This is a genomic window from Haloplanus salinarum, assembly GCF_024498175.1.
GTDB classification, from domain to species: domain Archaea; phylum Halobacteriota; class Halobacteria; order Halobacteriales; family Haloferacaceae; genus Haloplanus; species Haloplanus salinarum.
The window spans coordinates 188,971-202,360 of record NZ_CP101823.1 but is presented as its reverse complement, the minus strand read 5'-3'; the positions used below and the strand labels follow the sequence as shown (position 1 = coordinate 202,360).

The window sequence follows — 13,390 nt, the reverse complement described above, 5'->3', positions numbered from 1 at the left end:
GAGATGTAGAAATCAGCTTTCAGAACTGGCCGAGACCGGTCTGTCGCTGGCCGCTTTTCACCTCGTCCCACGAGAGGCCGAGCGCCTCGATGACCCGGGCGATCGGCCCCTTGAGCGTCTTTTCGAGCATCTTGTCCCAGTCGACTTCGAAGGCGTCCGGGATCTGATCGGCGTACTCGAAGCAGATCACGTCCGGATCACGCTTGAACTCGCCGTAGAGCGGATCGGTCTGCGGGTCGAACCCCTCATCGGCCTCCAGCCGTCGGAAGAACTCGGGGTGGACCTTCTTCAGGTACAGTCGCTTGGGCTTGCTGCCGCGCTGGAAGTTGGTGCCGAGCAGGTGGTTGGCGTACTTCGCCCCCCGGACCTGCGCGGTGTCGGTGTCGTAGGCGGTCAGTCGCTTGCCGATGCCGCCCGGGATGCCCACGTCGTCGAGGTCGACGTTTCCGGCCTCGAAGTCCTCGATGACGTCGTGGACGTACTCCTCGACGTCGTCGACGTCCTCGCCCGTGACGATCATCTCGATGACGCGTCGCTGGACCTCCTTGGTGATCGGGGCGATGTCCGAGCGCTTGTACTCGAAACCCGTGATGTCGATGTCGTCGACGTGTTTCCCCTCCTTCCAGACGATGTGGCCCGCGTAGCGTTTCTTCTTCCCTGCCTGGAAAAAGCGTCTGTAAAGCTTCTCGAACTCGATCTGGAAGCGGTGTTCGTGGGCGTTGAGTTCCTCCAGCGCGAACTCGTCGTAGGAGTCGTTGATCGACTCCTCGAGTTCGTACCCCGTCTCGATGGCGCCGGCGACCTGTCGGAGTTCCGACTCGCTCATCTCGGGGTGGGCCTCCCGAACCTCGTCGGGGACGTCCTCGGACTCCACGTCCTCCCCGAGTTCCAACATGACGCTGTCCGTGTCGCCGTAGGCCACCTCGTAGCCCACGTCGTTGGCCGCGGACTGGGTGTGTTCGATGACGTCCCGTCCGGTGGCGGTGACGGCCGCGCCCATCTCCCGGTCGTAGAGGCGGAAGCGGTCCCACCCCAGAACGCCGTAGAGCGATTGCCCGACGAACTGGAATCTACCGTTCCGGCCCGCGAGGAGCGTATTGTTGTCCGCGACGGTGACACAGTACGCACCATCGTCGGCGGTACTCTGACCTCCCGACCGGTGCATCCGGAAACTGTTCTTTGCGTCCTCGGTGCAGTAGATGCGCCACGATCCGCTGTCGCGGTTGTAGCTGGCGGTCAGCCCGACGTGCGCACAGAGGCGCAACACGTCGTCTCGGAGTCGTTCGCTCGACGTGGTGTATCGCCAACTGTTCACCTGCCGGTCGCCGTCGCCTGCGATGAGCGTGTCGAGGAATCGCTCCTTCTGCTCGCGGCTGGCCTCGAAGACGAATTCGGGAATCCGTTTCTCGAAGCTGTTCTTGCCACACGTATCTTCGAGCCACCGGCCGAGCAATCGTGAGGTGACCTGGTAGCTCCGGTCGTCGACGTAGTAGTCGAAGCTGAGTCGGTCCAGCAACTCGCCGATTGCGGTGTGGCCGTCACCCTCGCCGCCGTCGGCAACCGCCTCCTGTGCAAGCTTGATCGTCGTGGCACTACCTCTGAACTGCTCCCCGAACTGCTTGTCTTCGGACGTGTACACCGACCCTTCGGTGACGTACCACGCGAGCAGTTCGAGGAAGTCGTCGCCATCGTAAAAGCGCGGAATCCACTTCCGGCCCCGTTCGGCGTGAACGTAGAACTCGGAACAGCACTCGTTCAGATACTCGCGGTGCTCCTCGAACTCGGTCGCCGAGAAGACGTAACCCGTCCCATCGGAACCCTGTTTCTCCATCTTGTCCGGGTAGTGGCCGACTTCGGCGGCGAGGGTGTGTCCGTGTACGTCGTTGTTCGCCCACACCTCGTAGTCGCCGTCCAGCAACTCGGTTAGATCGACCGTCTCCAGTCGCCCACCGTCCGGACCCTCCCAACCGTGCGGTAGTTCGTAGTGTGACGACTCGTTCAGATCGCCGGCCTCGACGAATCGGAAGTCCTCCCACGACTCGCCGTTCGTATCGTCCTTCCGGACGAGCATCCGGTGGTTCGGCGTGACGCTGAAGTCGATTTTGCTCGTCTCGATGTCGACGAGGTCGCCCCGGTAGTTCGGATACGCGTGCGTCTCGGTAACGGGCTTGACTTCCATCCGCAGCGTCTCGGGGTCGAGCGAGTACACCTCGTCACCGACCTCGAGATCCCGGATATTTCGGACGCCGTCGGGCGTCAACACGTCGGTGTCGGACGTGAAACAGTTCATAATGACCTTGACAGCTTGTTGCTGCCGGTCGTACTGCTCGTAGGCCTGACTGTCGGGGTCGTGGTCGTTGCGCTCGGCTTTCTTCTGTTCGCGCTCTTCGAGCAACTCGTCGACCATCTCCCGGATGACGCCGTCCGGTTCCTTCCGGAAGTGGGTCCCGTTGGGTGCGTGGTAGGTGTCGTCGTCGTAGTCCTCGGGGTCGACTTTCGTCTCGGGCGACGCGTTGATCGTCACCATGCACATCGGGTAGAGCGACTGGCCGACCCACTGGTAGTTCCCGTTACGACCGGCCAAGACCACGTGGTTGTCGGCCGCAGTAACGCAGTACACGTCGCCGTCGTGATCCTCGACCGTCGCGTTCGTCGCCTTCTTGAACGAACCGCGCTTGCCGGCGGAAACGTACCAAGTCCCGTCCGCCTGCTTAGAGACCGTCGGCTTGTGCCCACATCGGACCGCGACATCGACGATGCCGGCTTTGAGTTCGTCACTCTTCGTCCAGAATTTGGCCAGGCCGGAATCGGTGTACCGCCCATCGCCTCGAATCATCGTATCGAGGAGCCGCGACAGGAGCTCGCCGTCCAAGTCGAACACCCACTCGGGGAGCTGCTTGTCGGTGTATCCCTCGCCGCAGTTGTCGGCGAACCACTCTAGAAGATACCGGTTCGAAACGTTGATTCCCCGCTCGTCGACGTTGTGATCGATACCCAACCGGTCGAGTAGGTCTCGAATCGCCTCCCGCTCCGTCCGGCCTTCCTGGTGAATCGTGATGCGTCCCCCAGCGTGGTCAACGCTCCCCTCAGTGACGAACCAGCCAACGAGCGCCAGCCAGTCGTCCATCTCGAAGGATAGTGGCGTCTCGCAGTGCTGTTTCCCGTATTTGAGAAACACCTCGTCCGCGTGTCGGTCGACGAGGGAACGGTGGGTACGGTACGTCTCGACGGGAATCAGGTACTTGCCGACCGCCTTCTGGATCCCCATCGTCGACGATGAACCGTGCACGAGTTCCATCGAGGTGGTGACGTCCTCGGGGAGTGTGGCTCTGAACGATCGGAGATCGTCGTCGGTATAGACGACGACCTGTCCTCCCTCGACCTCGTCGATCAGATCGAAGGTTTCGGGTGATCGACCGTCCATCGGCTCGTGCTGTGGGAACGCGAACCGTTCGTTCTCCGGGATCTCTCGGTACTCGTCGAAGGTGAAGTCGGACGGCCGCTGGTCGTCCCAGCCGCGCTCTTTCGAGTAGAGGAACCGGTGGTTCTCGGTGACTTTCAGATCGTGGGTGTTGCCCGAGAGGTGGTGGAGCTCACCGAACCGGTTCTCGTACTGGTGGGTTTCCTCGACGGGGTTGACCTCACACTCAAACGTGTCCGGATTCAGCGTGTATATCGGATCGCCGACCTCCAGTTCGGCGATGTTTCGCTCACCGTCCGGAGTCAGGACGTCCGTATCCGCACTGAAACATTTCAAGTCCAGTACGCTGACGTTCTCCTTGATCCCCGTGATCGGGTCGAAGACGGCACCGCCCTCGTAGTCCTCGGCGTCGGCTCGCCCCTTCGAGGGGAGCGCGAAGTCGCCGTGGACCTTGTGGAGGACGTAGACGTCGACGGCGTCGCCCGGCGTCGGCGCGTCCTCCAACTTACAGCCGACGAACGTCCGCACCTCGTCCCAGAAGGAGATGATGTCGCGCTTGCGGTCGAGTTCGACACAGAGTTCCACGTCCCGGAGGTTGTACTCCAGCAGTCGCTCGGGGTCGTCCTCCCAGAGGTCGCCGATGTCGCCCGGATAGCGTTCCTTGCCCGCGCCCAGTTCCATCTCGCCGACTGCGTCCAGCCGGTAGGACTCCAGTTCGGTGAACTGGGTCCGCTTGTAGGCGTAGAGCAGGTCGAAGACGGCCCGTCCCTTGATCGTGGGGCCGCCCCAGTCGCTTCGCCACACCTCGCCGATCCGCGAGAGGCGGTCGGGGTTCAGGTCGTGGTCCACGTCCGGTCGCTTGCCCAGCGTCTCCAGCCGGTCGATGAGGTAGGGGGCGTCGAAGTCCTCGAAGTTCCACCCCGTGAGCACGTCCGGGTTCGTCTCCTCGATGTAGCCGAGGAAGGCATCGAGCATCGCCGCCTCGGACTCGAAGGCCCTGATCTCGGCGGTCACGTCGTCCTCCAGACCGTCGTAGTCGTCCAGCGCCGCGGGGGCCACGCCCGACCCCACCGGTGCCTCGTACAGCCACGCGACGTACTCGTCGCGGCGGGAGTCGTGACTCGTGAGACAGACGATGGCCTCCTCCCCGTCCTCGGGGAACCCGGAGCGGTCGTCCACCTCGATGTCGAAGGTGTTCACCCGCAGATCCGTGGGGACGTCGACGGGTTCGAGTTCGTCGTGTGGCACCTGGATCGCCCCGCTCTCCAGCCGGCGGACGGGGACGCGAACCCCGCTCCCGATGTCCTTGTCGATCAACAGCCGGTTGGGAAAGAGGATGTCCGCCTCGTAGTGGTCGAACTCGTCGCGGATCGCCCCCACGTCGCGGGGCGTCCGGGTACAGATCTTCGTCAGGTCCTCGCCACGGATGCTCTCGTAACCCGTCTCCGTGCGCGTGATCACGTCGCGGTCAAGGTCGTCGTCGTCGAGGCTCGCCGTCGGCGCGTAGAAGTACGGCTCGAACCCGAGGACGCGGACGTGTTCGGCGTCGCCGTCCGGCGTCCGGCCGAACACGTGCACCACGGGGTACTCGTCGGCACCTTGTCCCTCGACCGTGTAGTCGACCTGGGTGACCGCGAGGTCGACCGCCCCCTCGGGGTCCGGAAACTTCAGGTCCGCCGCGTCGACGACTTCGGTGACCGACTGGCTGACGTCGCCGGCGACGGCCATCGCCTCCGCCTCGGGCCTGTCGGCGTCGTCGGCTCCCCAAGAGCCCGTAAGCTCCGCCTGTTCCATGCCGCTCACTTCGGGACTTCCGGATAAAAACCCAGCCACTCCGCCGCGGAAACGCTGCCACGACGGAAAGACATATACCATGTGATTTCTTACCAAGCGGCGTGACGATGTCCGACCACGTCGACGCAGGCCGGTGGGACAGTGCGGACGAACGCCGTCCGGATCACGACGGGATCGACACCGTCGAGGCGTACGAGGTCGAGGACGGAACGGTACTGTACGACGCGGAGAACCCGCTCGCGTGGGTGGAGTCGTCGACGGCGGTGCCCATCTACGAACTCGCCTGAATCCGGCAAGCGAACCCCTTTTGTCGCCGCGCTCGCTCTCTGAGAGCGTGCCGTCCGATCCGTGGGGCGACGACGACGCGTGGGACGACGACGCCGAGAAAGCGCCCGCCGAGCTGCGTGCGGAGGACCTCGGCCCCGATCCACCGACCGCGCCGACCGCTCCGACCCCGGACGTCGATCCGAGCGACATCGACCCCGAGGTTCGGGGACTGTTCTGGCGGAGCGTCCTCATGGCCAACGTGGCGGTGTTCTGTCTCGCCTTCGCCCCCATGCTCGTTGGGTTCCGGGGAGAGTGGCGGACCGGCCTCGTCCTCGTCCTGATCGGCGCCGTGGCCGGACTGCGCGTCTATCACCACTATCGGACCTTCCGGCGACGGAGCGACGACGACGACGGGACGGACGCCGACGAACACAACCCCTAACCCCACCGATCGCCTCGTGTGGACCATGCGAAGCGTCCGGGACGACGAGGGCAACCGGTACCTGCTCGTGAAGCGATCGGCGGAGTCGAGTCTCGTCCGCGATCCGGCGACGGGCACCGAGCGCTACCTGCCCAACGCCGATCTACACGCCGACGCCGAAACCGAGCCACTCCGGACCGCCGCCGAGGGGATCCCCACGCCGGCCCGGCGCGTCCTCACCGCGGTGCCGAACGACCGGGCGCTCGGCCTCCTCGTCGAACTCGTGGACCGCGGCCCCGTCGCCGCCCGGACGCTCCTCGACGCCTACGACCTCTGTGAGAGCGACCTTCACGGTCTGCTCGCCGAGTTCCGGGCGGCCGGGCTGGTCGCCGGGACGCAGGTCGCCGGCGAGCGCGGCTACGAGGCGACCGAGACGACCCGCGAGGCGGTGCGGACCCTCCGCGGGACGGAGTGAACCGATCGCCGCTACCCGGGGCCGACGGTCCGGATCACTCCTCGGGGATGGCGGCCGGATGCGACCGCGACACCGTCGACCGGTTGGTCCGGGGGTCCTTCTCGACCCGGACGAGGTCGTCGGCGGCGCCGACGAGTTCCTCGTCGTGGCTGACGATCACGATCTGAGCCACGCCCATCTCGCGCATCTCCTCGACGAGGTCGACCAACCGCGAGACGTGGCCCGCATCGAGGAAGACCGTCGGTTCGTCGAGGATGAGCGGCGGCATCGGCGCCGCGCCGTCGATGCCCTCGGCCAGCAGTCGGTAGATGGCACACCGGAGGCTGAGGTTGAACAGCGCACGCTCGCCGCCCGACAGCTGGGCGGGGTCGAGTTCGCTCCCGTCCTTCTGGACCACCGAGAGTTCGTAGTCGCCGTCGAGCCGCAGGTGCGCGTAGGCGTCGTTGCCGTAGACGAGGTCGAACGTCTCGTTCAGGAGGCGTTCCAGCGTCTCGACGTTCCGCTGGCGGAGCTCCGCGCGCAGGTCACCGTACATGGCTTCCAGCCGTTCGGCCTCCGCGTGGAGGTCGTCCAGGGCTGCCACCCGCTCGGCGAGGGCGTCGCGCTCCGCTCGGAGCGACTCCAGCGCGTCGAGTTCGTTCCGCACCCCACCGATCTTCGTCTGCAGGTCGTCGCGGGTCGACGCCAGCCGATCGAGTTCCTCGTCGACCTCCGCGAGGTACTCCTCGGCTTTCTCCTTGTTCTCCCGGGCCGCCTCGATGGCCTCCCCGTCGACCGCCTCGCGCAACTCGTCGCGGCGCTCCCGCTTCTCGGCCAGCCGTTCCCGACGCTCGTCGTTCGTCTCCTCGATCCGCTCCGCCTCGCCGCGCAGGCGCTCGATCTCGTCCTCGTGGTCCGCGATACGGTCCAGCCGCGACGCCACGGCGTCGACCGCCGCCCGCGTCTCGGCGAGGGCCTCCAGTTCGGCGGTCGACTCCTCGACGCGTTCCTCGGCCTCGGCGGCCTCCTCGCGTTTCTCGGCCGCGACCTCCCGAGTCTCTTCCGCCCGCTCGCGCAGGTCGGCCGCCTCCGACTCGTGCTCCTCGGCCTCCTCCCGTCGGTCCGCCGCCTCGTCCCGCTTCTCGGCCGCCCGCTCGGCGAGGCGTTCGCGCTCCTCGGCGAGTTCGTCGAGGCGCGTTTCGGCCTCGGCGAGATCGGAGAGGATCTCGATCCGGTCGTCGAGCTCCGCGACCCGTTCGCGGGCGGACTCCAGTTCCGCGTCCAGCTCCGCGACCCGTTCGCGGTCCGTCTCGATCCGGTCGGCGTGTGGCGACTCCTCGACCGGCTGTCCACACTCGGGACACTTGCCGGCCGCCAGTAGTTCCTCCGCCTCGGCGACCCGCTCCGCGGCCGCCTCGCGTTTGGCCTCGAGTTCCGCGATCCGCTCCCGGAGCTCCGCGCGGCGGTCACGGAGCGCCGACCGTCGGTCGGCGGCCTCGCCTCGATCGACCGGCGCGTCCTCGAACCGGGCGCGCAGGTCGGTCGCCTCGGCGTCGAGGTCCTCGATCCGTTCCTCGTGGTCCGTGGCCGCATTCGTGGCCGCCTCCGCCGCCTCGCGTAGCTCCGCGGCCCGCTTCTCGGCGCGGTCGGCTCGGTCGGCCAAGTCGTCGGCCTTCTCCGCGAGGTTCGTCGCCTGGTTTCGCAGCCCCGTCGCCGACGCGTTCGCTTCGCTCTTGGCCTCGCGGATCGACTCCTCGCTATCGTCCAGTTCCGCCCGCCGACGTTCGACCGCCGACGCCGTCGCCTCGTCGAGCCCCGCGGCGTCGCGGCGCTCCTCGAGGTCGGCTTCGAGGTCGGCGATCCGTTCGCGCGCCTCGCGGATCGACTCCCGGATCGACTCGCGTTCGTCCTCGGCCTCCGTGATCGCCGTCTCGAGGTCCGCGATGTCGCCCTCGATGGCGTCGAGTCGCTCCCGCTTTGCCTCGTGTTCCTCGAGGATCGCAGTCGCCTCGCTTCTCGTCCGCTCGGCCTTCTCGCGCTGTCGCTCGTAGTGTTCGATCCGCTCGGTCACGTCGGCGAGCTCGCCCTCCAAGTCGTCGAGACGGGCGTGGAGGTTCCGGTCCTCCTTCGCCTCGATCTGTGACTCCACCTTCTCGAGTTCACCCCGCTTGCCCGAGCGGACGTCCTCGACGCCCAAGCGGGCGGTCGCGGCGCGCTCCCGGTACTCCTCCAGCCGCCCCAGTTGCAGGAGGTCGTCGATGACGTCCCGTCGCTGGTCGGGGGAGGCGTTGATGAGCTGATTCACCTCGCCCTGCCGGACGTACGCGCAGTTGACGAACGCCTCGGCGTCCATGCGGAGCAGGTCGGCGACGAACCCGCGGACGTCGCGTGCGCCCTCGACGGTCACGTCGGGGCCGTCGAGGGTACAGTCCGCCGTCGAGGTCCGGTCGCCGGACTGCCGGAGTCGACGGTGGACGTGGTACGCGGCGTCGTCGTGGGTGAACCACAGGTCGATTTCGGCCTCCGTCTCCCCGTTTCGCACCACCTCGTCGAGCGTCCCCTCCAGCGCCTTGGACCCGTAGAGCGCGAAGAAACACGCCTCCAGCAACGACGACTTCCCGCTTCCGTTGAGCCCGTGGATCACCGTCACGCCGTCCCGGAGGTCGAGGTCAGCGTCGGCGTAGGGACGGAAGTTCCGCAGGCGGATCCGATCGAACCTCACTGGAAGTCCTCCATGGAGACCTGGTCGTCGGACGCACCGTTCCGTGCGTCCGCGGCGTTCGTCTCGGCGTCGGCGTCCTCGGCGTCCGCGGCGTCGGCGAGTGATCCCTCCGCGACGGCGTCGTCGACGAGCGAGGCGACCCGGTCGCGGACGTTCGAGTCCGGGAGCGCGCCGTCCCGCACCGTCTCGTCGAGACGGCGGGCGGTCGGGGAGAGGTCCATCTCGCGGACGCGCTCCCGGACGGCGGCGTCGGGGTCGCCGAACTCCACGTCGGTATCGGTCGCGTCGGTATCGCCGCCCACGGCACGGTGGTCGGTGACACGAGCGAGGAGGGCGCCCGCCGAGAGCGCCGCCTCCTCGACTGCGGCGGGGGTGACGGGGTCGCCCTCGCCGGTGATCGACACCACGACGACGGCGTCGGTCAGGTCGTGCTGGCGCACCTGCTCGCGGACCCGATCGACCCCCTCGCCCGCGGCGAGTTCCACGTCGACGAAGACGAACGGGCGGGTGTCGAGCGAGCGCCGGCGGACGTCGACGGTCGCGTCGCCGCCCGCGTCGGATCCGAACTCCACGAGGTTGTAGCCGCGGGCGTCGCGTTCGTCGGCGCTGGCCCGCTCGGTCGAGCCGCAGTACGTCACCCACGTCCCGTCGACGCGGGCGGTGTCGGCGACGTGGTTGTCGCCGAGCAACACGGCGTCGAAGTCGACCGTCGCCTCGTCGAGTACCGTCTCGGTGTCCCAGTCGGCGTGCGGGAAGGGGGTGAACAGGCCGTGGCCCACCAGAGCGGCCGCGTCGGCGTCGTGGGGGGCGAAGTCGTAGTCGAGTTCGTCGCGGCGGGACCGAGGGACGTGATCGAGCCCGTAGAACGCCGTGTCGCCGACGACCGTCGGCTCGGCGCCGAGGCGGGTCGCCAGCCCGAGATCCGAGAAGAGATCGAGCCACTGCTCCCCGCGGGTCGCCTCGTGGTTGCCGACGACGGCGAGGAAGGGCACGTCGGCGGCCGCCAGGCGGCGGAGCGCGGAGAGGACGCCGAGGAGGTCGGGGAGGTCCGGACGGCGGTCGTGAAAGAGGTCGCCGGCGTGGATCACGGCGTCGACCGTCCCGTCGGACCCCGTCCGATTGCCCGTCGACTGTGAGTCGACGGCGTCGTCGATCACCGCCTCGAAGGCGTCGAGGAAGTCCTGCCGGCGCTCCGGCGAGTGGTACTGACGGTAACCGACGTGGGTGTCGCCGGTGTGGATCACCCGTGTCATCGCTCGGGAGGTTGATCGTCGGCACTCAAAACCGTTCCGCGACCGGAGCGAAAGTGGTCGGCGGCCGCCGTCCGACAGCGATCGATGGTCGCGAGCGCCCGCCGCCCCCGGCGAGCAGTCCTCTCCGCCCCCTCCCGTTCCGCGGCCGCGACGGCGCGGCGGAGCCGGTCGATCCCGCCGTCGTCGACGAACGCCGCCAGGGCGCGCACGTCGTCGAGCGCCGAGACGGCCTCGTCGACCGTCGCGGCCGGGGCGGGGGGTTCGTCGGTCGCCAGGGAGCGAAGCGCGTCGCGGACGTCGTCGGTCACGGCTGGCGGTGGTCGCCCGTTCGGACTTAAACCTTCAGGGAGTAGAGCCGCTTGCGGGCGTCGGAAAAGGAGAACCGGGACTCGACGACGCCGGCGTCCTCCAGTCGCGTGAGCGCGTAGCGAACCGTCCGCGGCGGGAGGAGCGTCTCCTCGGCTAGCTGACTCTGGCTCAGCGTCTCGTTGTAGTCCAGTACCTTCGCGACGAGCTTCGCGCTCGGTGGGAGATCGCGGACGTCCGCCCACCGATCCGATTCCGCGTCCGGAGCGACTGTCTCGGTCGTACTCATCTTACCTCTCGATGGGGCATACAGGATAATAATATTTGCTATCGAATATTATTTTTCATAGTAATATATTGGCGGAGGTCCGGGTCGATTCGGGGCCGAGTCACGGCGAAGGCCGCGCCCACCCGAAGTCTCTTATGAGTCTGCGCCTTAAACGGGACGATGACCGACACTGTGGACGATGTCGACCTCCCGTACGACGAGGAGGCGGCGTCGCAGCAGGAAAAAATAGAGGCCCTCCGCGAGCGGCTGGACGTGTTGGAGGGGCAAAACGAGGAGATGCGCGACAAGCTGCTGGACGCGAACGCGGAGAACAACAAGTACCAGCAGAAACTGGAGCGGCTGACCCACGAGAACAAGAAGCTCAAGCAGTCGCCGCTGTTCGTCGCGACGGTGCAGGAACTGACCGACGAGGGCGTCATCATCAAACAGCACGGCAACAACCAGGAGGCCCTGACGGAGGTCACCGAGGAGATGCGGACGGACCTGGAGCCCGACTCGCGGGTGGCGGTGAACAACTCGCTGTCCGTCGTCAAGCGTCTCGACAAGGAGACCGACGTGCGGGCCCGCGTCATGCAGGTCGACCACAGTCCCGACGTGACCTACGAGGACATCGGCGGCCTGGAAACACAGATGCAGGAGGTCCGCGAGACGGTCGAGATGCCCCTCGACCGCCCCGAGATGTTCGAGCAGGTGGGCATCGACCCCCCGTCGGGCGTGCTCCTCCACGGGCCGCCGGGCACCGGGAAGACGATGCTCGCGAAGGCCGTCGCCAACCAGACCGACGCGACCTTCATCAAGATGGCCGGCTCCGAGCTCGTCCACAAGTTCATCGGCGAGGGAGCGAAGCTCGTCCGGGACCTCTTCGAGGTGGCCCGCGAGAACGAGCCCGCCGTCCTCTTCATCGACGAGATCGACGCCATCGCGTCGAAGCGGACGGACTCGAAGACCTCCGGCGACGCCGAGGTCCAGCGGACGATGATGCAACTGCTCTCGGAGATGGACGGCTTCGAGGAGCGGGGCGACGTCCGCATCATCGCGGCGACCAACCGCTTCGACATGCTCGATCCCGCGATCCTGCGTCCCGGCCGGTTCGACCGCCTCATCGAGGTGCCGAAACCCGACCACGCGGGCCGCGAGATCATCTTCAAGATCCACACCCGCAACATGAACGTCGCGGACGACGTGGACTTCGTGGAACTGGCCGACGTGGCGACCGACGCGTCCGGTGCGGATATCAAGGCGATCTGTACCGAGGCCGGGATGTTCGCCATCCGCGACGACCGGACCGAGATCTACATGGACGACTTCGTCTCCGCGTGGGAGAAGATCAGCGCCGAATCGACCGACGAGAGCGTCTCGCGGGCGTTCGCCTGATCGCGGCGGCGGCCCTCGACGCGGCGGGGACGTGACGCGACGTTTTTGCCCGGGCGCACAGTACGGACGGTATGACCATCCGCACCGACGTCGCTCCGAGTACGCTTCCGGTGACCCTCGAAGAGGGGGGCGTCGAAGTGGAGTACCTCGACGGTCGGACGGCGTTCTACCGCGGCGTCCCGGAGAAGGTAACGGAGACGCTCTCGGCGGCCCCCGGCAAGGCGGTCCACGTCCTCGTGACCGACCCCGACGGGACCGAGGGCGTGTTGATGTACGTCAACGACCGCAAGACCCACGAGGACATCCTCGAATCGACGGGCGTCGGTCGGATCGTCCTCGACGGCGGGGAGACCGAGGAGATATTCCCGGGCGTGACCGTCGGCACGCCCGACGGGATGCGGTGTCGGGTGCAGGCCGACCTGTCGACGGCGCGCGGCCGCGTGTTCGTCTTCGTCGAGGACGACTGGGGCGAGGAGTCCTACGAACTGGTCGCGGGAGACTAGTTACTGGAGATAGGAGGGGTCGGCGCTGTCGCTGTCGCAGTTGTCCTCGTGCTGTCTGGCGTCGTCCCGGTCGTCGAACAACATCCCACAGCTCTCACACTCGTACCACGTCATACCGTCCCGCTCGGTCGTGGTCACCATACGTGTACGTGCGCGAGGTGGCGATAAAACCGTTGCCCCGGTGAGGCCGTGTTCCGGTGCCGCGTCGAGGCTCGCTCTTACCGGTCGAGCGTCGACACGTCGGCGATGGCGATGGCCATGCCGAACACGAACAGGCCGAACGCGGTCATCCCGACCGGGATGGAGACCCGCATCAGCGCCCCGAGGGCGAAGGCACCGACCCCACCGCCGATGGCTCCGAGTTTTCGTGACGGGTCGGCTTGTCGGGTCAGTTCGACCCACGTAGCTCGGTGAGCCAGGATGATTGATGTTGTCGGGCCGTAGACGATAGGGACCGACATGAGCGGGAGGCTGAACGATCCGGTGGTGGAGGCGGCAAAGGCGGTGACGACGGCGGCGGCGAGGGTGGCGGTCGCATAGCGGAGGGAACGGCGCATGAGTGGGACTCGTCGCAGGAGGTCAAAGG

At 67.0% G+C, this 13,390-nt stretch carries 12 protein-coding genes; 5 read left to right on the top strand and 7 right to left on the bottom strand.

Translation table 11 applies throughout. The features are described 5' to 3' along the window. Nucleotides 1–19 precede the first annotated feature (19 nt). On the bottom strand, nt 20–5,215 hold the full coding sequence (locus tag NO364_RS01065; RefSeq protein WP_257628296.1) for a DNA polymerase domain-containing protein: 5,196 nt from the start codon (nt 5,213–5,215) through the stop codon (nt 20–22). Between the two features lie 107 nt (nt 5,216–5,322). Here NO364_RS01065 and NO364_RS01060 point away from each other — a divergent pair, with 107 nt between their 5' ends. The 3 genes from NO364_RS01060 to NO364_RS01050 are packed head-to-tail and all read left to right on the top strand — an operon-like array spanning nt 5,323 to nt 6,378. Beyond that, on the top strand, nt 5,323–5,502 hold the full coding sequence (locus NO364_RS01060; RefSeq protein WP_157691111.1) for a DUF7331 family protein: 180 nt from the start codon (nt 5,323–5,325) through the stop codon (nt 5,500–5,502). A 47-nt stretch (nt 5,503–5,549) separates the two neighbouring features. Next, entirely contained in the window at nt 5,550–5,924 is a 375-nt protein-coding gene (locus NO364_RS01055) for a DUF7322 domain-containing protein (protein ID WP_257628295.1), read from the top strand. A 25-nt stretch (nt 5,925–5,949) separates the two neighbouring features. Continuing rightward, on the top strand, nt 5,950–6,378 hold the full coding sequence (locus NO364_RS01050; protein ID WP_157689341.1) for a DUF7346 family protein: 429 nt from the start codon (nt 5,950–5,952) through the stop codon (nt 6,376–6,378). Nucleotides 6,379–6,412: 34 nt separating this feature from the next. On the opposite strand, the gene rad50 is transcribed toward NO364_RS01050, so the two are convergent. The 4 genes from rad50 to NO364_RS01030 are packed head-to-tail and all read right to left on the bottom strand — an operon-like array spanning nt 6,413 to nt 10,927. After that, on the bottom strand, nt 6,413–9,079 hold the full coding sequence (rad50, locus tag NO364_RS01045; RefSeq protein WP_157689342.1) for a DNA double-strand break repair ATPase Rad50: 2,667 nt from the start codon (nt 9,077–9,079) through the stop codon (nt 6,413–6,415). Next, nucleotides 9,076–10,332 (bottom strand): DNA double-strand break repair protein Mre11, encoded by a 1,257-nt coding sequence (gene mre11, locus NO364_RS01040; protein ID WP_257628294.1) that lies wholly within the window; start codon nt 10,330–10,332, stop codon nt 9,076–9,078. Before mre11 ends, rad50 begins: the two co-directional genes overlap by 4 nt. Continuing rightward, nucleotides 10,329–10,640, bottom strand: a complete 312-nt coding sequence (locus NO364_RS01035) for a DUF7966 family protein (RefSeq protein ID WP_157689344.1) — start codon at nt 10,638–10,640, stop codon at nt 10,329–10,331. The genes mre11 and NO364_RS01035 overlap by 4 nt, the downstream gene beginning before the upstream one ends. 26 nt (nt 10,641–10,666) lie before the next feature. Beyond that, nucleotides 10,667–10,927 (bottom strand): MarR family transcriptional regulator, encoded by a 261-nt coding sequence (locus tag NO364_RS01030; protein WP_157689345.1) that lies wholly within the window; start codon nt 10,925–10,927, stop codon nt 10,667–10,669. Nucleotides 10,928–11,086: 159 nt separating this feature from the next. Between NO364_RS01030 and pan1 the strand changes: the two genes are divergently transcribed. Further along, the gene (gene pan1 / locus NO364_RS01025) at nt 11,087–12,301 is read left to right on the top strand and encodes a proteasome-activating nucleotidase Pan1 (RefSeq protein WP_157689346.1); all 1,215 of its coding nucleotides are present in this window, start codon (nt 11,087–11,089) and stop codon (nt 12,299–12,301) included. 71 nt (nt 12,302–12,372) lie between these two features. Beyond that, nucleotides 12,373–12,804, top strand: coding sequence for a DUF5796 family protein (locus NO364_RS01020; protein WP_157689347.1), 432 nt, complete (start codon nt 12,373–12,375; stop codon nt 12,802–12,804). Here the strand turns inward: NO364_RS01020 and NO364_RS01015 are convergent, their stop codons facing one another. Continuing rightward, nucleotides 12,805–12,945, bottom strand: coding sequence for a DUF7128 family protein (locus NO364_RS01015; protein WP_199243773.1), 141 nt, complete (start codon nt 12,943–12,945; stop codon nt 12,805–12,807). It lies immediately after the preceding gene. A 77-nt stretch (nt 12,946–13,022) separates the two neighbouring features. Then, on the bottom strand, nt 13,023–13,361 hold the full coding sequence (locus NO364_RS01010; RefSeq protein ID WP_157689348.1) for a DUF8153 family protein: 339 nt from the start codon (nt 13,359–13,361) through the stop codon (nt 13,023–13,025). Between the last annotated feature and the right edge of the window lie 29 nt (nt 13,362–13,390).

What these genes read in the sequence shown, in the direction of transcription:
- pan1 (WP_157689346.1), top strand. Translation starts at nt 11,087, where the DNA reads ATGACCGACACTGTGGACGATGTCGACCTCCCGTACGACGAGGAGGCG.
- NO364_RS01020 (WP_157689347.1), top strand. Translation starts at nt 12,373, where the DNA reads ATGACCATCCGCACCGACGTCGCTCCGAGTACGCTTCCGGTGACCCTC.
- NO364_RS01030 (WP_157689345.1), bottom strand. Translation starts at nt 10,927, where the DNA reads ATGAGTACGACCGAGACAGTCGCTCCGGACGCGGAATCGGATCGGTGG.
- NO364_RS01015 (WP_199243773.1), bottom strand. Translation starts at nt 12,945, where the DNA reads ATGGTGACCACGACCGAGCGGGACGGTATGACGTGGTACGAGTGTGAG.
- NO364_RS01060 (WP_157691111.1), top strand. Translation starts at nt 5,323, where the DNA reads ATGTCCGACCACGTCGACGCAGGCCGGTGGGACAGTGCGGACGAACGC.
- NO364_RS01065 (WP_257628296.1), bottom strand. Translation starts at nt 5,215, where the DNA reads ATGGAACAGGCGGAGCTTACGGGCTCTTGGGGAGCCGACGACGCCGAC.
- mre11 (WP_257628294.1), bottom strand. Translation starts at nt 10,332, where the DNA reads ATGACACGGGTGATCCACACCGGCGACACCCACGTCGGTTACCGTCAG.
- NO364_RS01050 (WP_157689341.1), top strand. Translation starts at nt 5,950, where the DNA reads ATGCGAAGCGTCCGGGACGACGAGGGCAACCGGTACCTGCTCGTGAAG.
- NO364_RS01010 (WP_157689348.1), bottom strand. Translation starts at nt 13,361, where the DNA reads ATGCGCCGTTCCCTCCGCTATGCGACCGCCACCCTCGCCGCCGCCGTC.